The organism is Pantoea dispersa, assembly GCF_019890955.1.
GTDB lineage: Bacteria > Pseudomonadota > Gammaproteobacteria > Enterobacterales > Enterobacteriaceae > Pantoea > Pantoea dispersa.
In genome coordinates this window covers 1-15,881 of the sequence record NZ_CP082348.1, presented here as the reverse complement: position 1 = coordinate 15,881, position 15,881 = coordinate 1, and the positions used below count along the sequence as shown (strand labels likewise).

The following is a 15,881-nucleotide window of genomic DNA, read 5'->3' as shown; positions in this document are numbered from 1 at the left end:
CACGCGTATCAGATTGCGTCACAGCGCCTGAGCGTACGGGCCTCCATCTGCCGGCTGTGCGTAGACGACAGCATGACTGAGACGGGGGACTCCACGCTTTTGCCGGCCCCGTAACGGGTCGTTTTTACGCTTAAGTCACAGAACGGAAAATTCTTCACGTCAGATACCGTCACGGACCTAAACTTAACGTTACCCGATACCGGGTGACGGAGGTAACCATGGCTGACCGTAACGATAAAAATGTGAAGGATGGCAAAGACGCCGACCACAGCAAGCTGCCCGCGGGCAACAAAAAAGACACCAGGGACAGCGACACCATGAAGCAGAAGGGTGGGAAGTAGCCCCACGGGAGCTCTGCATGTCTGAACACCCGATGCCTGATGACGCCACGCCCCTGCCGGACGGGGTACCCGAGCCCGGTCACGAGGACGAGGTGCCGGGCGGCGACAGAGATATCCCGCCCGACCGGGGTGCCATCCCCCTTATTTAACCGCCTCCGGGCGGTTTTTTTTCGTACGTATTTATGCGCACCGCTTAAAGCGATACACTGTATATATCCCCAATAAGCGGAGCGCATCTGAAAAACGAACGTGAGATACAGGACCTGATGCACGAAGCCATCGGGCTGGCCATCAGGCAGATACTGCGCAGGGGCGAGTCAGTGAACCCGCACGAGCTCATCGGTACGCTCTGGCGCCTGAAGGAGTCCAGCGCCGATGTTACCCTGCGCGAGGCCTGCAACCGGGCCATCCGGCTGTTTGCGGGGAAAATGAACTGAAGGGTCCCTTACCCGGCTCCAGCCTCACACAGCCTGGCCGCCGGCGTCGTCCGGCGTGTGGGTCACGACCAGCTCCAGCACGTTGCGCAGCACCGCCTGCCGCTGCGCGTCCTGCTCGCGTTCAAGCTCGCGAATGACGTGCATGATGAGCGTTTTGTTGGTCAGCTTGCCGCCCGGGGCCAGAATCGCCTTAATGGCCGCCTCAAGCTCGCCACGCTCTGCCGCCAGCGCCTCGCCACAGTTCTGCAGGCGGTCGCGAATGACGGTTACGGAATTTGTGTTTTTCATGCTGTGAAGGTCCCTGCCGGCTCAACCTGAGCGGATGACGGCGCTGGAAAGAATGACGCGATTTTTGTTGTGTTGCCGGGTGAACTGCATCCGCAGCGCAGGCCTGGCGTCAGTATCATTATAGGAGGGGAGGCAGAAAAGCGCTTCGTTAACCGGGCTACTCTGTGTGACTCAGCATCCAGCTGAGCCTTTAATGCACAAAGCAGAGCGGGCGCCCGTCGCCCGCCTTAGTGGAGTAGTTATCTCATCTCATCGTCTTCATAAGCCTGCAGGCGAATGGTCGCCTCGCCGCCGCCACTGAGGTCTCCAGCATCGGAGAGCATCCAGCTCTGAGCCGCGCCGCCGCGGGCGCCCGCGGTGCGGAAATCACGCAGCCAGGCTATTGCCGCACTGATGCGGGCAATACGACTGCTGAGCTCCTCAGCTCTCAGCATAACGTTAAGCTCCGTCAGGAGAGAGTCAACGGTTATTTCCTGTTCACGCACGGCAAGATTGACAGCTGCTTCACCAATAACTGCGTGACCGGTCATGTCTTCGCTGTACAACACGTTTACACCTCGCTTAAATAATGAGAATGATGTTGACCACATCTTAATTATAGCAAATGGGATGGGATTAATTAAATTCCATCTGTCGTCATGACCTATAGATAAATAAGGTAAAATATAATGAACCTTTGTGGTTTGATATAAGTGACTGATGTGCGGCTGTTTATGGAAGTAATCTGATTATGTTTTCGTGTTATACGGATTTCGGGTGCGTTAGCTTCAGGTGTTCTTGTGTCAGACCATGCACGTAGAAATACTTTCACAAGGCTGGCAGGACCCGTCTGCCCGTATCAGGTTCACCATAAAACGTATCATGCTTATACAACTCTTCGGGCGCCTTAAGCTGGCAGGAGTGTATTCATCGCGCGGGGTATCCAGCAAATGATAATGAGCGATATCTTTAAGGGGTTCGTTTTAATTTTGAAGTGAGTCCTGACTGAAGAAAAGATGCCCGTCACTGCCTCTGATTCATACCGAAATATTATTCATAATTTAAACGAATATGTGTCCCTGGTGTGTGCCAGATATACCAGCACGATAGCGTGCCAGTTGCCCAGACAGTAAAATATTTCCGTTCTGACTCCTGTGAGCGGCATTATATTGCCGGTGTCCATTCTGCTGGAATTACTTTACGTTTTAACATAGCCCTCAGTTAATCACTTATACGGCGCAGGACTTTTCGATATTAACCATTATATAAAATTAAACGCCATCCAGGAACAGGCGTGGAGTTTGGCTGCCTCTTCCAGTTGGCTTTGCCACCGGATGTTCAACTGGTGCTCAGACGAACGTCGCGACTGAACGGAGCGGGCCAGTCAGTGCATTACTGCTGGAGTGAATAAGTCAGTCGCTGCGCTACGCCTCTATGCCGCTCCCCCTCCTTTGGCTGGAGACTGCGGGCTGTCCGCACTGTAGCCGGGAGCCCTGGCCAGACATCTTAGCCGCACGATGCGTCATAGATTGTTTCATTAGTAGAAATAAAATTATTTAGAAACTATAACTTTTCACCTAATGTGCAGATATTCCAGCGGTTCCCGGTACTTGTGAGAATTGTTCTGCTCATTGGCGCAATATCGATCCGCTGGAATGCACTCAATGGCGCATCCAGCAGACCCGTTATGATTGCGCGAATAACCGCTGCCGATGCAATCGCGCAGTGGTCCCCCTGCACACCCGCATTTCGTGAAAGCCATTCACTTGTGCGGGATATAATCGCAGCGATACTCTCGCCACCCGGCGGTGCGTCACACGACAGCCAGCGATGAAATGCTGCACTGTTATCCTTCATAATCTGCTTTACAGGCAGGCCCGCCCAGTGACCATAGTCAGGCTCCGCCAGATGAGCAACAACCTCTCCCCTTAGCCCTAATGCGGCGGCAGTCTGTCGGGCTGCAATCTCCGGAGCGAGCCATATTTTACTCCCGGCTCTGATATTTACCTTCATCTTGTTCAGGGCTGCACTTGCTGTCTCACTGAGCTCGTCATTCGCCGGAAAACGCGTGTAGCGGTTTGCCAGGGTTTCGCCCTGGCAGATAAGGTGCATCACCGCGTTCACGCTTCAGTCGCCTGCAGGCGCAAAACGAAGCCTGACTTTATTCAGGCTCTTTTCTGTCATCCAGCCAAACAAAAGTCCGGTTGTACACCACATGACCAGTTGCGTGCCGAAAGCACTTAACCGGAAGCGCCAGAGAACGTCTGCAGAGAAGCCTTCAGGTATTTCATTTACCGCCGGCATCAGCAGACAGGCCACAATCAGCATCGTGAGGCCAGCCAGGAAACCCCAGAGCGCTGCATTCCAGTTGCCCATATGTGTCCGGAGCTGATGCGCACTCCAGGCTGCCGTAAAAACAATCGCGGCTGAAACCAGCAGCATGATGAAGTAAAGCATCGTCCTGTAACCAATCGTAGCTGCATCACCCACCGCCGGCGGATTGGGCGGATATTTCAGCCCCGGCATCAGGCTCATAAACAGAAATCCCCCCAGCGACAGTATCAGCGCAAGCGCTCTTGCGCTGGATGGACCGGTACGCTGCCAGCATAGCGACCATACCAGCGCCAGTGCTCCACCCATTGCGGCGCTGAACAATATCATCCCGCTCAGCAGGCCCGCGCCGGACTGTGTATCGCGGGTGAAAACCTCGCCCCCGTCATCATGATTATGATGATGTTCACTATCACTGCTGGCATGCTTTGCGCTGAGCGTTTCTTCGAAGGCTATGGCTTTGTCAACCTGCGGCTCCCCCAGAAAATGGGCAAAACCAAAGGCAACGATACCCGCCAGCATTCCGGCGAACATTCCGTTCAACAACAGCTTTCCGGTCATGTGTCTGTCCTCAGTGGCAGGGAAATCCCAGCAGATGCCGGGCATCGTGGAAATACTCATGGATCTGATTGCCGGAGAAGACGGCAGTTGCCCCCTGCTCAGCACCGATAAAATAGACCGACAGTAGCACCATCAGGGTGATAAATGCGCTCCAGGGCAGGATTGCGCTGAGCGGAATAGGGGAGTGCTCTGAATGAATATTCTCAACAATGTGTTCCATAATTTGTCCTCATCTGGATGCAAAATCTTCAGGAATCAGTTCGTACAGTACCCGGGCTGACTGCCACGGGGACACGCTGCACCGGGTGGTGGTGAATATGCTCAGGCGGACAGCTTGCGCTGGTAAGCGTCACCGGCATGCCATGGGGAGTGTTAAGATATGCCTGACGCCATTCCTCTGTCCGGCTGCTTATCTCTGCCTCGCCGGTCATCTGCAGGGACATCAGCATCTTTTCCGTTGCGGCCACCCACTGGCGGTAATAGGCATCATTGACACTTTCATGCGCCAGCGCCGGGTGCGCTTTAATTTCTGCACTGAAAACATCGACCCAGGCCTTCCAGCTGAACAGCCCTGCCTTATGCATGCAGACGACCAGGGAAAAGACCTGCGCCTGCCAAGGGTGCTCAAACGGTGCGCTGCCTGCTCCAGGTTCACTCATCCTTACCGATGTTAAGGTACTCATAACGCCTCCAGATAATCGTCCCACAGGTCAATGCGCACAGTGTCCTTTGCCGGCGCGTTTTTGCCCCACAACTCTGTGGCGTCGAAGCTGACGCTGTAGACGTGCTGCGGATGATCGCCAAGGCCGTGTGCCACGGTGTCCGGGGTAATAAATACGCCGTGGTCAATGACAATCGTGCCGGTTTTTCCGCGTACATAGCGCGGGAGGCGGGTGTGGCCGGCTGGATTGATGTTTTTTGCCCTTACGCGGTCGCCCGCCCTGAAGCTCGCGGGAATGTCTGTCTCAACCCGGGCTGATGCTCCCGTCATGATGACGGCCTGCACCATTTCCTGGCGTAATACGGGGATATCAGCAGACACTTCTCCCGGCTGCTGGATGCCAGCCAGCTCTTCCGGGGTTATTACCCCCTTTTCAAGCAGCAACGTTTCGAAAGCGTGCATCCAGTGTTCGTAATAGCTTTCTTCAAGATAGTGCGCCGGGTTCATGCGCTCAATGGCATGTCGGAACATATCTACGTTAAAGTGGCCGCCGACAAACAGGGAGGCAAATAATGAAAAGGTGCGTCGCTCCCATTCGTGATGAAAAGGCGGTTCATTTTCTTCAGTAATGACGGCACCCATGCCGTGCATTCCGCCCAGGTCGTGTATTCCGTTCATCACACATCCTCCGTAATGTCTTTCAGAGCGTCGGGTTGCAGGGCAACACCGGTGCCTATCATGGCATCGCGCGTCACCAGCTTAGCGAGCTGCTCTTCACTCCAGCCTGCGGTGCCGGTTGGTCTCTCTGGCAGCACGAGATAGCGCAGTTCGGCGCTGCTGTCCCATACCCTTATTTCCTTTTCCTCGCTGATGTTCAGGCCAAACTCAGTCAGGACGCTTCGCGGCTCAATAACGATACGCGAGCGGTAAGGCGCGGACTTGTACCAGGCCGGCGGCAGGCCCAGCGTCGGCCAGGGGTAGCAGGAACACAGCGTACAGACGGTCACGTTATGAACGTCTGACGTGTTCTCAACCACCATCATGTCCTCGCCCTGTACGCCGGAAAAACCCAGCTCGGCAATAGCCTCGGTACCGTGTTCAAGCAGACGGGCCTTATAGTCAGGATCGGTCCAGGCCCTCGCCACCACGCGGGCGCCGTTTCGCGGCCCGATGCGGTGTTCGTAGGTGTCGATGAGTTCATCCAGCGCAACAGGGTCAACCAGCCCTTTCTCCGTCAGTAATGACTCCAGCGCTTTCACCCGTAGCGCAATCTCTGCCGGGGGCTCGGTGTGGTCGTGCTCATGGTCATGGTCATGTGCCATCGTTCTTCTCCGGGTGTTATTAAACGGTGTCGGACATTGCGGCCCGGTTATTACATCTGCTTCCAGTCGCCGCTGGCCTCAAACGCGGCGGCAGCCTGATAAATCGTGCTTTCAGCATAGTGACGGCCTACCAGCATCATGCCAACGGGCAGTCCCCCTGCCAGCCCGCAGGGCACAGACATGGCCGGATGACCGGTCACGTCAAGGGCCGCAGTATTGCCAATCATCTCAAACGCCCTGGAGATATATTCCGTTACCGAACAGTCAGATGATGGCAGGGGCGGAGCCGTAACCGGCACGGTAGGCATGACCAGCAGGTCGAAGTCACTCAGGGCGCGGTCGTAATCGGCGCGTGCACGACGGGCCAGATTCTGGGCTTTAGCGTAGTAACGGCCGTTGTAGCGCGAGAGGCCATACTGGCCGATGAGCATACAGATTTTGAGAGAGGGGGAGAGCGAGTCTGCGTTCGCACGCCATCCGGCATGTTTATCAAGCAAGGCAACATCATAGAGGCCCTCCCAGTTAAACCCCATGCCGTTGCCATGCATCATCTGCATCGTCAGGCCCTCGCAGCCGATGGGTGACCACAGCGCGGCGGCAAGCGTATGCCCCGGCACCGAGACCTCGCCTGCCTGTGCGCCGAGGCTTTTCAGGCGATCTATCGCCGCCCGGACTTTCTCCGCGACCGCTGGCTGAAGGTTAGGTAGCCCAAACCCCTCCGTCACAATCCCTATTTTTAGTCCACTGACTCCTTTCTCCAGCGCGGCGGTATAGTTACCGCTGCGCGGGCTGTACTGCCGCGGGTCCAAACCGTCAGGACCCGCCATGACTTCCAGCATCAGAGCGTTGTCACGCACACTGGCGGTAATGGGTCCGGCATGGTCGATAGTGGCCTCAATGGGCATAATACCGGTATAGGGGACCAGCCCGTGGGTGGGTTTCATTCCGTAGGTGCCGCAGAATGCGGAGGGAATACGGATAGAACCGCCCTGGTCGCAGCCCACTGCCATATCAACCTCACCCGCAGCAACCAGCGCGGCGCTGCCCGAAGAGGATCCTCCGGCACTGTGTCCCTGACGCCAGGGGTTGTGGACGGGCGCCGGATCGGAGGTATGACTGCCGCCGGAAAGGCAGAAATGTTCACAGGTGGCCTTACCCAGAATGGTTGCGCCGGCGTCCAGCAGGCGGCTTACCACGGTCGCATCGAAGGCGGGCATATGCCCCTCAAGCGAGGTGGCCCCGTTCATCATCGGGACGCCAGCCAGGGCGATGTTGTCCTTCAGCGCCACGGTTTTTCCCTTCAGCCTGCCATCGGGTGCTCCCGCTACCTCACTTTTGTAATACCAGGCGTTTAGTGGATTCTCAGTTCCTGCGGGGCTATGGCCTTTTCCGCGCGGATACTCAACCGGTGGAATTTCATCCGTTAAACCCTCTATCAGGTCATAGGCATCAAGGTTAGGCTGCATCAGGGAAAGATATTCAGCGGCTTCACTCTCAGAAAGAGTCAGATGAAGCTGGCGTGCAAGTTGCTGTAGCTGGCTGGCATCTGGGCGTTCAATGGCCATTCTCTGTTCCTCATGTAAGATATTAAAAGACTGATTTCCTGCTCTGAACATAACGCGGTCGACTCCCCATAACCTGGCTGAGAAGGACATTCAGCTGGTCAGGAAAGACACGTTCAGAAAACGCGGGCGTAGCGCAGGTTCAGACGGAAGTTTTCTTCTGCGCCATTCTCCACGCGCAGATCCCGCCCCAGCTGAATCTGGAACTGATCGCGTGGGGTGACAAATTTCGTGGTAGTCAGGCGGATATTCGTGGTCTGAGTCGGGTTATCCTGCTTCACACCATCAACGGTGGTTTCGCCCCCCCAGGTCTGGCCGAATCCCAGCCCAAAGGAGAGCGTCTGATCGGGCATATACCGCCCCATAATCTGTGCGGCCCAGGCGTTATCCTGTTCAAGTCGTGATGAACCGGGGCCATAGTCACTGTTGTTCCCGTACCAGATGCCATCGCCCACCACGTCCAGCGCCCAGTGTTCTGTAAAGAACTTCACCCATGCGGCCTGCAGATCCACTTTCCAGCGGTTTTCGCCCAGATTCAGGGGATCGTTATGGTCGTAACTACCCGAGGGCACGTACAGATAAGGTGAAAAACCAAAGATGTCGCCACCGTCGCTGAGCCTGACCTTCAGAGGAACGGTCAGTATCAGGTCTCCTGTGCCGCTGACTGAGCCAAGCGAAGCAGCCTCCCCACCGCCTGAAATTCGCCCAAACGGCAAAAGGAACTGCGGGTCCAGCGTTGCCGATTCACTAATCTGTACGGTGTGCAGCAGACGCAGCATGCCGATATCAGAGGTCAGGTTGTAATCAGAGCTGACTTTGTTACCGCGCGAGTGGGCCGAGCCGGTTGATGCGTGCTGGTAGTAAAGCAGTCCTACGGTCGTGCCGTCAGGAAACTGGCTGTAATCACCGGGCGCTACTTCCACCGCGAAAGCAGGCAAAGACGCGAGCATGAGCGCTGGCGCGCTGAAACGTAATGCGTGCATAAAACCCCCCAGAGTGTTGACGTTGTTGATTATTTTTTCTCAGCGCTTAGCGTCCCGCATCATCCCGGTTCCAGGATGGCAGTTGATGTATTCAAAGGTCTGAAAACGGGCGTCTGAAACGGAAACCTCATGGTAAAGCCGCAGCTTCTGCAGGCCGGTTACGACGCGGAAGAAGGTAGTGAAGATACGCAGATGGGTGGGGTGGGATTCGGCCCAGTGCTCAAGCCGGTCCAGAGAGCGCCAGAAGCCAATATCGTAGGCAATATCCAGCAGGTTTCCGTCACGGTCAACGTTGCGCACAAAGCGGTTGCTGTAGCAGCCGAGAGCGTGTCCCTCGTCACGCAGAAAATCCATGCCTGCCTGCAGCGGCGGCAGCATCTCATTGAAGTAAAGCTGGCGCTCCTGTTCATCGGCCTCTGCCCAGTCCTGGCCGGAGCGGATAAGCGTAATGTTGTCGTGACCCTGCACGACCACCCGACCTCCGGCTGCGGGATCGCCTGCCATGATGCGCAACTCGCCGTCAGGCCGCAGCCAGTCATTCTGTGAGGCCGGGATCCGGTCGCGCACCGATCCCCAGTAGCCGTGTTCCTGAATCTCACCGCTGAGGTTGTCCATAAGGGCCCCGACGCCCGGTAGGTCTTCTTTGAAGGCATACAGGGTTTCGAACTGCTCGGCGCGCGGTGCGATGATTTCCCGGAAATAGCCAAGCTCATCACTCAGACGTTCGTCTGATGACCACCAGTTTTCGATCTCTGGCAGGCGCAGCCAGCGGCAATAAGCTGACGGATCCCGCCAGTAGCCCACCACAATGAAGTTCCCGAATCCCTGGTTATCGACATGAAAGGTTATGTCATGGTGCTCCGGACCGTAATCCAGACTGAAGCTGTCGGCCATGTGCTGCATGGCTGATACCGCTTTCTGCCGATGCTTTTCATGAAACTGCACCCCCAGATAGGCCATGACGACCTGAGTCAGCTCTTTATCGGCCCGGCCGACAAACATCGGAAAAGGAGGTTCGTAATCATCATGAACCCGGCGGGACAGCGTGCGGGGGCATTTAAGGTGCTTGTCGATGGCTGATTCCATAAAACTCTCCGGTAAGTTTTTTCAGTGATGAATATTCCCAACACCGATACTAAGGAGATTTTTTCTGTCTACCTGGCTGAGCAGGACAATCAGCTGGTTGTTGCGGACACGCCGGCGATTGCGTTACTGCGGATTAAATCTGAACAGAATGGGTGCGGGTGTGCCCTGAATAAGTGCACCGGGGAGGCTGACACACTTCTGACAGCGTCGGTTAATGCCTGTAGTCTGGGGTGAAAGCATGGCGCGGAAATTGCTTACACTCAGGAACAACCATTAATTATCCGCCTGTTTATATGAGGTGTCGCTGTGAACAATCACTCCGCACTCCATGGAGAAATTCGGTATTCAACCGGAGAGGTTGCAGTCCATCAGCGCTTTGATTACTGGCATGACGTTATTCTTCGTCACTGTATTCCTTCAGATGGCAAGCCTCAGGCTGATGGCAGATTCAGTGGTGAGCTCGCGGTGCGTGAAATAGGGCTGGTAGATGTGTGCACCCTTAGTTCAACCCTGCACCACTGGGAAAGAAAGGCACATCATGTGCGCTCGGGGCCGGAGGATGACCTGTGGCTGGGCTATATTCAGGGGGGGTATGGTCAGCTTGAACAGGGCGGTCGCAGGACGAGTCTGTCAGCAGGAGACCTGGTGCTTTATGATGCGGCTCAGACCTTTCGGTTCAGCATTGGCGGAAACCATAATCATCTGATCCGTATTCCGCGTCACCTTCTCAAAGGGCAGGCTTCAGCCATGGAGCTGATGACCGCCACAATCCTTGATAAAAACCGCCCCGGTGTAACCCCACTCCGGGAAATAGTCTGCCTGGCCGCGAATAATTCCTTTCTGTCGTGTAACCCGGAAATGGCTGGGCGCTTTTCGCAGACGATACTGGACCTGCTGACGTTGAGTCTTGAACTTCAGAGCACAGACAAAGTCGCTTCTGAACGCGATTTGTACGCGAGAGTACGTAACTATATCAGTCGTAATCTGAAGAACCCTGAACTCAGTCTGGAAAGCATTGCGAAAGCACATCATGTGTCCGTCCGCACTGTAACGCGAGCTTTTGCCCGCCATCAGAAAACCCCGGCTGCTGTTATATGGCAGGAACGTCTGGTCGCCTGCAGAAACGCCCTTGGTCAGGGCGGTGCACGGAGTGTTTCAGAGATAGCCCTTGACCACGGTTTCTCTGATTTGACTCATTTCAGTCATGCATTCCGTAAGGCTTTCGGAGTAACGCCCAGCTCAGTAATGAAAGCGAACTTATGCGTGATTAACATGGGCGGATTTTCAGTGCATGGTAATACTGCTGAAGGCTAATTAACTGACCAGAAGTGTTATCGTGCGTCGATGCACCAAGCTTAGTTTTCTTCATATCTGCTGTTGAATGGGCAGAAATAGCGTCTATTTACTTCAGATATATTCATAGACATTCAGCCTTACATCAAAAGCCAGTGCAGCTTTTCATCCCTGAACGTATCCTGATTTGTCCATCAGGCGAAGGAAAAATACTTCCCCTACGGTGCGTTTATTCACTGTTCATAGTGAAATATCTTGGCGTTAAACACAACTGCACACCCGTTCCCCGCCGCGCGCGGGACATTCAGTCCGCTCCGGCGGCGCGTACGGCTTGCGCGTCTGCCCTTGTTTGCTCCGCTGGTCGCCCGTCTGTGTGGAGGTCACGGCACCACTACCGATGCCCCTTCATACTCAGGAGACATTACTATGTCTCGATTTATGCACGGCGACAGCGTACAGGTTACCGCCGACACCCGACAGAAAGCCGCTCAGCGCCCTGCACCAGCTGAGCGAAACCTTTACGCAGCCGGGCGCCATTGTGCTGGATCCGTTCGCCGGCAGCGGTTCGACCTACGTGGCCGCCGAGGAATGTGGGCGCCGCTGGATCGGTATTGAGCTGCTGAAGCAGTACCACGCCGCCGGCCTGCGACGCCTTTACGCCCGGCGCAGCGCGCGCGCCGCCTGACCATTACGGAGAAGAAAAACATGAGTACACAAACCCCTGAAAACGCGCTGGCCGACGACGTGGCAGACCTGGAAGAATCGCTGTATGAGTTTCATCTGCGGCTGCGCGACATGACAGCGCGCCACCTCTGGCACGGTGCCAGCCTGGAGCAGCGCATGACCGGCTTACTCACTGAGGGAATCGACAACGACCTGGTGGAACTCTACCGGCGCGCGGCGCAGATCCGGAAACACTATCGCTAGGGTGGTTAATAAATAACCAAAATACAAAAGCCCTGCCGGCGTACGGCAGGGCCAGTTTTATCCACAGGGTTCCGGCGCTGATATGCACGCCGGCTGTGGACAGGACTGAGAGGAAAAGGATGTTACTGCGCGCCGCTTTCATGCCGCCTGCGGCGGGGGAGGAAAAACGTGCGGTCTGCGGCCGGTGCCGTGACTTCACTTTAGCCCGGCCGCTGCGTGTTCAAGAGATCGCTTCGCTCGCCGTCCTCGCCCGTTCGCACTCGCTCCGGCGGGCTCACTCCCGTCGCGCCTCCGCTCATGCTTCGCGTCGCCGCCGTCCGTTATCCCGCCTCCCGCTCGCTTGCGCTGCGGCCTGCGGCGTCGCTCCTGAACACTCCGCTTTTCGCCGGGCTGTCATTCAGTCACGGCACAGGCCGGAACGGTTATCCACTCTGACTGCGGAGGTTTCTGATGAACACAGCACTGTACGCGCCCCAGCCGGCGCAAATCCTGGACGGTTACGTGAAAATGCGCTTTCTGCCGATGCTTTTTGCCGGCGATTTCATGCGCGCCGAACTCAATATATACCAGTATGCCGATCGTTTTCTCAGCGACTATGACGGCGGCGTATGGGAGTTCGCGCAGCTGCCCGGCGGCGGCGGCTTTATGAAGCCGGAAGGGGAGGCGCGCTGGCACTTTTCAAATCCGGGCAATTACAGCGAGCTGGACGTAAGCGCGGAGGCGGCGGGGATCATCATCACCGCGCTGGTTCTCAATTACCGGAGCTGGATGTATGACCGCCACGATGAGGAAGAACTCTGTGCGCACTACTGCGAGCGCCACCGGCAGCTGATGAACTACGCCGGTGAGCATCACGAAGCTGACGCCATTTTCCGCGCGCTGGACTGATTAACTACGCGGGCGGCTTTGCCGCCCGCTGAGGATAAAAGACATGATGCACGGCACTGTAAAAGAGATCAGCACGCGCCTGACTGAGTTGTTTGATGAAGAAAACCCGCTTTCAGTATTGATCTGGAGGATGGATGACGTGATGAACGCAGCGGAGTGTATGGATATCACGGAAAGAGAGGCCGGCCGGGTACTGTCGTTTATTGCCGACGAAGGTGATCACCGCCGGTACGGTATCGGCCGGGAGGCGGTAAGGGACATGCTGAATAACCTGCGTGAAGAAGAACGGGAGGAAATGCGCGAAGTAAGCGTGCCTGCCGGCGCGCTGGCGGCGGTGCTGAGTGTGGCAGAAGATTTTATGCGGTTAAAAGATGCTCAGGCCGGGCCTGGTGCCGGTCCCGTCACTGGCCGGTCGAAAACGAGGCAATGAAAACGGTTATGACAGTACTGGCCAGATAAACGTGACAGGCCATGAATGTGCTGAGCAGTGAGCGCAGCGGGGGGCCGAAAGGGGGGCCCGCGTCCGGCAGCGGACCCGGCTGAGCGCGCGTAAACCCCCCTGGCCGCCTGCGGCGACCGCTCCGCCGCCATTACTGGTCAGCTTGATATGAAATGACAGACAGATCTTTCACATGTGACTGATTTTAATCGATGAAATCAGTTCGCTGTCAGTCAACAGCAACAGCAACAGCAACAGCAACAGCAACAGCAAAAGCAACAGCAAAAGCCGGGGCCACCTTCGGCTTCCCGGCAAGCCGGGTCGTCCAGCCCTATGTCGCTAAGCGGCAAAGCCGCCAAGCGCCACCGAACCCCTGCGGGTTTCGGCCGCGAGCGGTTTCGGGCTGATGTCCAGGGTCAACGGCTGCAGACGGCTGCGCCGTCGCGTTCACTGGCCATATAAAGCCGTGGCCGCTGAGGACCGGACCGGCAAAGCCGTCCGGGGTGTGTTCTTGCCGTTTTCGCGCGCGGCGGACCTGCTCCGGTCAGTCCAGGCGCGGAGGGCCGTTCGTAGCACCGCCGGTTCAGGCAGAAAGGGGTGAAGTGCACGCCGCCAAAAACTTTTTGCCTGGTGCCGCAAAAACTTTTCGTCGTCGCCCCTTTATGCCCTCTCTTCGTCGTTGCTCCTTTGCCCTTCGCCGCGACTGGATCGACCGAAACATGACAACCCACCTGAGCAGGAAAAATGCCATGAACACACACAACGTCAACGTCAAAACCGCCACGCCAGAATCTCCCAAAACATGGGGGAACGGCCATGCGATGCACGTGGCAAACGTGCACTGAAACCGGCAATGACACACCGGAAACTGACTAAAGGAGCGACACGATGAAAGAACCGTATACCGCCGCCGCGCTGGCGGCCACGCAGTCAGAAATCCCGGGCCTGACGCCGGGCCTGGCAGAAAGTCTGGCGACCCTGACGGAGCTGGGAAAGCACCGCCTCAGCGCCCGCGAGGAGCACGAGCACCTGCGGCTCACGCTACACGACATGGCGCAGCAGATTGCCGATACCGTGCAGGACAGCGCACTGCCGCTGTCCTCGTTTCGCGCGTGGATTGTGGCGAGCCATATCGTGCACGCGCAGTTCGGCAGCCGGGGCGAGGTGATCTGGGGGCGGGCGAGCGGCGCACTGGCGGCACGCCTGACGGATATCAGCCTCCGCATGGAGCCCGACGACACACAGACGTAAAAAAGGCAGGGTTGCCCCTGCCTTCTCAACGGTCGCCAGACGCAACTGGCGACCTCATCAAAACCCTGACTCAGGAGAGTTATATGAATTTTGACCCGCAAATCGTCGCACAGGCGCAGGCGTTTGTAAAAAGCTTTAACAGCGGTCGCGGCGTGCGCGTCCCGAAAATGACGTTCAGCAGCTGGCCGCACTTCATGCGCGCCGTGCGTCAGCAGCTGGAGGTACAGTCATGAGCGTGCAAAACACACTGTCCCCGGACGCGGCGCAGCAAAAAGTGACGCAGGCCGACATCACGCGTGCGCTGGGCGATTTCTGCTTTATCCGCCTGGACAACGGCGACGAAGCCTTTTATTACAACGGATTCTGGCTCACCGGTGCGGATGGCGAGAGTAACGAACCGTCGGTGCTGGGGCTCGCACAGCGCACCGCCCGGGCGGGCAACAAGCATCTGCGCTGCGTCGAGCTGCCGGTGCCGGAGGACAAAGAGTGGTGCTGGGATGACGTGGTCACAGAACTGGCGCGCTGCGCCGTCACGCGCGAGCTGCGCGGCGAGCTGATTGTGACCGGCAGCGAAACCCGATACGGGAGGGGTATCCACATCGGCAACGATCCGCTGCTGAGCGGCATTAACAGCAACCTGTGGTTCCCGCTCAACCCGGCGGAGGACTGGTTTACGGGCATCGAGCGCGTGCTGATGATGAACGGCGTGGCGGAGAACGTGGTGCGCATTGAATCGCTGCGCGACTGCGCGGCGTACCATGACTGGAAGGTGGTCTATAACCGGAAGGTCACAGACTAGAACGAAAAAAGGCAGGGGAGGAGACCCCCCTGCCTGATTCCACCGCCCGCTACGGCAGTGCCGGGCGGTTTTACAGCTGACTTTGGGGGAACTTCCGGTGTTCCCGATGAAAACTATAGCACTGGCCATCTTTAAGTGGCAAAACACCTGCAGAACATTTTAATTTCAATGATGCCTGACCGCGCAGCGCGCGAGGAGACGATGATGAGTTTTTTGATGCTGGGTTCCCTGCTGAGCCTGAGTTATGCGCTGGCCTTCCGGTTCGTGGTGCCGGGCGATATAAGCCAGACATACTGGTGCGGCTACGCGATGTGCTTCGTGCTGGCGCGCCTGCTGGCCTCAAAGCACCCACAGCCCGCAGGTGACTGGGCAGTGATTAAACTCCTTGCGCTGACCGTTCCGGTGGGCGGCGTGTTTCTGTGCGTGTGGGGCGCAATGAACCTGCTGGCTGACCCGGCGGCGGGCGGACCGGCAGGCGCTGACATGCTGTACTCTGCATCCCACGGGCTGCTGCTGCCGCTTTTGGCCATGATAATGGGTGCGGCCATCGTGGCGGTTTCGCTGTACCGCATCAGGACGCGCGCGCAGGGATAAACCCCACGGCTAAGCCGGTAAAAAACCCTGTGCTGACGCACCGGCTTTCTTCCGTCGCGTGCGCTTACTCATGTGAGACAGACATCGGGCTGTCCTGCTCTCTTTGCTCCTGCTGCTGTGCTTCTGCCATTTCCCTCCT

21 protein-coding genes and 1 pseudogene are annotated in these 15,881 nt (G+C 57.0%); 11 read left to right on the top strand and 11 right to left on the bottom strand.

Annotation, left to right across the window (positions count from 1 at the left end; translation table 11 throughout):
- Window positions 1–218: 218 nt before the first annotated feature.
- Both K7H94_RS23200 and K7H94_RS22100 read left to right on the top strand, forming a co-directional pair.
- Window positions 219–341, top strand: coding sequence for a hypothetical protein (locus K7H94_RS23200; protein ID WP_254919502.1), 123 nt, complete (start codon window positions 219–221; stop codon window positions 339–341).
- Between the two features lie 266 nt (window positions 342–607).
- The gene (locus tag K7H94_RS22100) at window positions 608–778 is read left to right on the top strand and encodes a hypothetical protein (protein ID WP_167347705.1); all 171 of its coding nucleotides are present in this window, start codon (window positions 608–610) and stop codon (window positions 776–778) included.
- Between the two features lie 24 nt (window positions 779–802).
- Here the strand turns inward: K7H94_RS22100 and K7H94_RS22095 are convergent, their stop codons facing one another.
- The 11 genes from K7H94_RS22095 to oxdA form a co-directional block, all read right to left on the bottom strand.
- Complete coding sequence (locus tag K7H94_RS22095; protein WP_088516871.1) at window positions 803–1,066, bottom strand: biofilm development regulator YmgB/AriR family protein; 264 nt, start codon at window positions 1,064–1,066, stop codon at window positions 803–805.
- Window positions 1,067–1,305: 239 nt separating this feature from the next.
- Window positions 1,306–1,614, bottom strand: a complete 309-nt coding sequence (locus K7H94_RS22090; protein WP_222952488.1) for a hypothetical protein — start codon at window positions 1,612–1,614, stop codon at window positions 1,306–1,308.
- A gap of 994 nt (window positions 1,615–2,608) precedes the next feature.
- Complete coding sequence (locus K7H94_RS22085) at window positions 2,609–3,169, bottom strand: histidine phosphatase family protein (RefSeq protein WP_222952487.1); 561 nt, start codon at window positions 3,167–3,169, stop codon at window positions 2,609–2,611.
- A 3-nt stretch (window positions 3,170–3,172) separates the two neighbouring features.
- Complete coding sequence (locus tag K7H94_RS22080; RefSeq protein ID WP_222952486.1) at window positions 3,173–3,937, bottom strand: CbtA family protein; 765 nt, start codon at window positions 3,935–3,937, stop codon at window positions 3,173–3,175.
- A 10-nt stretch (window positions 3,938–3,947) separates the two neighbouring features.
- Window positions 3,948–4,157 (bottom strand): CbtB domain-containing protein, encoded by a 210-nt coding sequence (locus K7H94_RS22075; RefSeq protein ID WP_088516868.1) that lies wholly within the window; start codon window positions 4,155–4,157, stop codon window positions 3,948–3,950.
- A gap of 28 nt (window positions 4,158–4,185) precedes the next feature.
- A complete protein-coding gene (locus K7H94_RS22070; protein ID WP_088516867.1) occupies window positions 4,186–4,620 on the bottom strand; it encodes a nitrile hydratase accessory protein in 435 nt (144 codons plus the stop codon).
- Complete coding sequence (gene nthB, locus K7H94_RS22065) at window positions 4,617–5,276, bottom strand: nitrile hydratase subunit beta (protein WP_088516866.1); 660 nt, start codon at window positions 5,274–5,276, stop codon at window positions 4,617–4,619. The genes K7H94_RS22070 and nthB overlap by 4 nt, the downstream gene beginning before the upstream one ends.
- Entirely contained in the window at window positions 5,276–5,920 is a 645-nt protein-coding gene (nthA, locus tag K7H94_RS22060; protein WP_222952485.1) for a nitrile hydratase subunit alpha, read from the bottom strand. The genes nthB and nthA overlap by 1 nt, the downstream gene beginning before the upstream one ends.
- Window positions 5,921–5,970: 50 nt before the next feature.
- Window positions 5,971–7,485 carry an amidase gene (locus tag K7H94_RS22055; RefSeq protein ID WP_222952484.1) on the bottom strand — a complete coding sequence of 505 codons (1,515 nt, stop codon included), beginning with the start codon at window positions 7,483–7,485 and terminating at the stop codon, window positions 5,971–5,973.
- 113 nt (window positions 7,486–7,598) lie between these two features.
- Window positions 7,599–8,465: a transporter gene (locus tag K7H94_RS22050; RefSeq protein ID WP_088516863.1), complete on the bottom strand. Its 867-nt coding sequence runs from the start codon at window positions 8,463–8,465 to the stop codon at window positions 7,599–7,601.
- 39 nt (window positions 8,466–8,504) lie between these two features.
- A complete protein-coding gene (gene oxdA / locus K7H94_RS22045; protein ID WP_222952483.1) occupies window positions 8,505–9,551 on the bottom strand; it encodes an aliphatic aldoxime dehydratase in 1,047 nt (348 codons plus the stop codon).
- A 306-nt stretch (window positions 9,552–9,857) separates the two neighbouring features.
- On the opposite strand from oxdA, the gene K7H94_RS22040 reads away from it, so the two are divergent.
- From K7H94_RS22040 to K7H94_RS22000, 9 genes and pseudogenes are all read left to right on the top strand, one after another.
- Window positions 9,858–10,865: a helix-turn-helix domain-containing protein gene (locus K7H94_RS22040; RefSeq protein WP_222952482.1), complete on the top strand. Its 1,008-nt coding sequence runs from the start codon at window positions 9,858–9,860 to the stop codon at window positions 10,863–10,865.
- Between the two features lie 434 nt (window positions 10,866–11,299).
- Window positions 11,300–11,529 (top strand): annotated as a pseudogene (locus tag K7H94_RS22035) (DNA methyltransferase); the annotation flags it as partial.
- Between the two features lie 20 nt (window positions 11,530–11,549).
- Window positions 11,550–11,771: a hypothetical protein gene (locus K7H94_RS22030; RefSeq protein ID WP_222952480.1), complete on the top strand. Its 222-nt coding sequence runs from the start codon at window positions 11,550–11,552 to the stop codon at window positions 11,769–11,771.
- A 450-nt stretch (window positions 11,772–12,221) separates the two neighbouring features.
- The gene (locus K7H94_RS22025; RefSeq protein WP_222952479.1) at window positions 12,222–12,659 is read left to right on the top strand and encodes an antirestriction protein; all 438 of its coding nucleotides are present in this window, start codon (window positions 12,222–12,224) and stop codon (window positions 12,657–12,659) included.
- Window positions 12,660–12,702: 43 nt separating this feature from the next.
- Entirely contained in the window at window positions 12,703–13,089 is a 387-nt protein-coding gene (locus K7H94_RS22020; protein ID WP_222952478.1) for a DUF1380 family protein, read from the top strand.
- 897 nt (window positions 13,090–13,986) lie between these two features.
- Complete coding sequence (locus K7H94_RS22015; protein WP_222952477.1) at window positions 13,987–14,349, top strand: hypothetical protein; 363 nt, start codon at window positions 13,987–13,989, stop codon at window positions 14,347–14,349.
- 83 nt (window positions 14,350–14,432) lie between these two features.
- A complete protein-coding gene (locus K7H94_RS23085) occupies window positions 14,433–14,582 on the top strand; it encodes a hypothetical protein (RefSeq protein WP_059012506.1) in 150 nt (49 codons plus the stop codon).
- Window positions 14,579–15,148, top strand: a complete 570-nt coding sequence (locus K7H94_RS22005; protein WP_222952476.1) for a hypothetical protein — start codon at window positions 14,579–14,581, stop codon at window positions 15,146–15,148. The genes K7H94_RS23085 and K7H94_RS22005 overlap by 4 nt, the downstream gene beginning before the upstream one ends.
- 201 nt (window positions 15,149–15,349) lie before the next feature.
- Window positions 15,350–15,742, top strand: coding sequence for a hypothetical protein (locus K7H94_RS22000; RefSeq protein ID WP_222952475.1), 393 nt, complete (start codon window positions 15,350–15,352; stop codon window positions 15,740–15,742).
- Window positions 15,743–15,881: the final 139 nt, after the last annotated feature.

What these genes read in the sequence shown, in the direction of transcription:
- K7H94_RS23200 (WP_254919502.1), top strand. Translation starts at nt 219, where the DNA reads ATGGCTGACCGTAACGATAAAAATGTGAAGGATGGCAAAGACGCCGAC.
- K7H94_RS22100 (WP_167347705.1), top strand. Translation starts at nt 608, where the DNA reads ATGCACGAAGCCATCGGGCTGGCCATCAGGCAGATACTGCGCAGGGGC.
- K7H94_RS22095 (WP_088516871.1), bottom strand. Translation starts at nt 1,066, where the DNA reads ATGAAAAACACAAATTCCGTAACCGTCATTCGCGACCGCCTGCAGAAC.
- K7H94_RS22080 (WP_222952486.1), bottom strand. Translation starts at nt 3,937, where the DNA reads ATGACCGGAAAGCTGTTGTTGAACGGAATGTTCGCCGGAATGCTGGCG.
- K7H94_RS22075 (WP_088516868.1), bottom strand. Translation starts at nt 4,157, where the DNA reads ATGGAACACATTGTTGAGAATATTCATTCAGAGCACTCCCCTATTCCG.
- K7H94_RS22070 (WP_088516867.1), bottom strand. Translation starts at nt 4,620, where the DNA reads ATGAGTACCTTAACATCGGTAAGGATGAGTGAACCTGGAGCAGGCAGC.
- nthB (WP_088516866.1), bottom strand. Translation starts at nt 5,276, where the DNA reads ATGAACGGAATACACGACCTGGGCGGAATGCACGGCATGGGTGCCGTC.
- nthA (WP_222952485.1), bottom strand. Translation starts at nt 5,920, where the DNA reads ATGGCACATGACCATGACCATGAGCACGACCACACCGAGCCCCCGGCA.
- K7H94_RS22055 (WP_222952484.1), bottom strand. Translation starts at nt 7,485, where the DNA reads ATGGCCATTGAACGCCCAGATGCCAGCCAGCTACAGCAACTTGCACGC.
- K7H94_RS22050 (WP_088516863.1), bottom strand. Translation starts at nt 8,465, where the DNA reads ATGCACGCATTACGTTTCAGCGCGCCAGCGCTCATGCTCGCGTCTTTG.
- oxdA (WP_222952483.1), bottom strand. Translation starts at nt 9,551, where the DNA reads ATGGAATCAGCCATCGACAAGCACCTTAAATGCCCCCGCACGCTGTCC.
- K7H94_RS22030 (WP_222952480.1), top strand. Translation starts at nt 11,550, where the DNA reads ATGAGTACACAAACCCCTGAAAACGCGCTGGCCGACGACGTGGCAGAC.
- K7H94_RS22025 (WP_222952479.1), top strand. Translation starts at nt 12,222, where the DNA reads ATGAACACAGCACTGTACGCGCCCCAGCCGGCGCAAATCCTGGACGGT.
- K7H94_RS22020 (WP_222952478.1), top strand. Translation starts at nt 12,703, where the DNA reads ATGATGCACGGCACTGTAAAAGAGATCAGCACGCGCCTGACTGAGTTG.
- K7H94_RS22015 (WP_222952477.1), top strand. Translation starts at nt 13,987, where the DNA reads ATGAAAGAACCGTATACCGCCGCCGCGCTGGCGGCCACGCAGTCAGAA.
- K7H94_RS23085 (WP_059012506.1), top strand. Translation starts at nt 14,433, where the DNA reads ATGAATTTTGACCCGCAAATCGTCGCACAGGCGCAGGCGTTTGTAAAA.
- K7H94_RS22005 (WP_222952476.1), top strand. Translation starts at nt 14,579, where the DNA reads ATGAGCGTGCAAAACACACTGTCCCCGGACGCGGCGCAGCAAAAAGTG.
- K7H94_RS22000 (WP_222952475.1), top strand. Translation starts at nt 15,350, where the DNA reads ATGATGAGTTTTTTGATGCTGGGTTCCCTGCTGAGCCTGAGTTATGCG.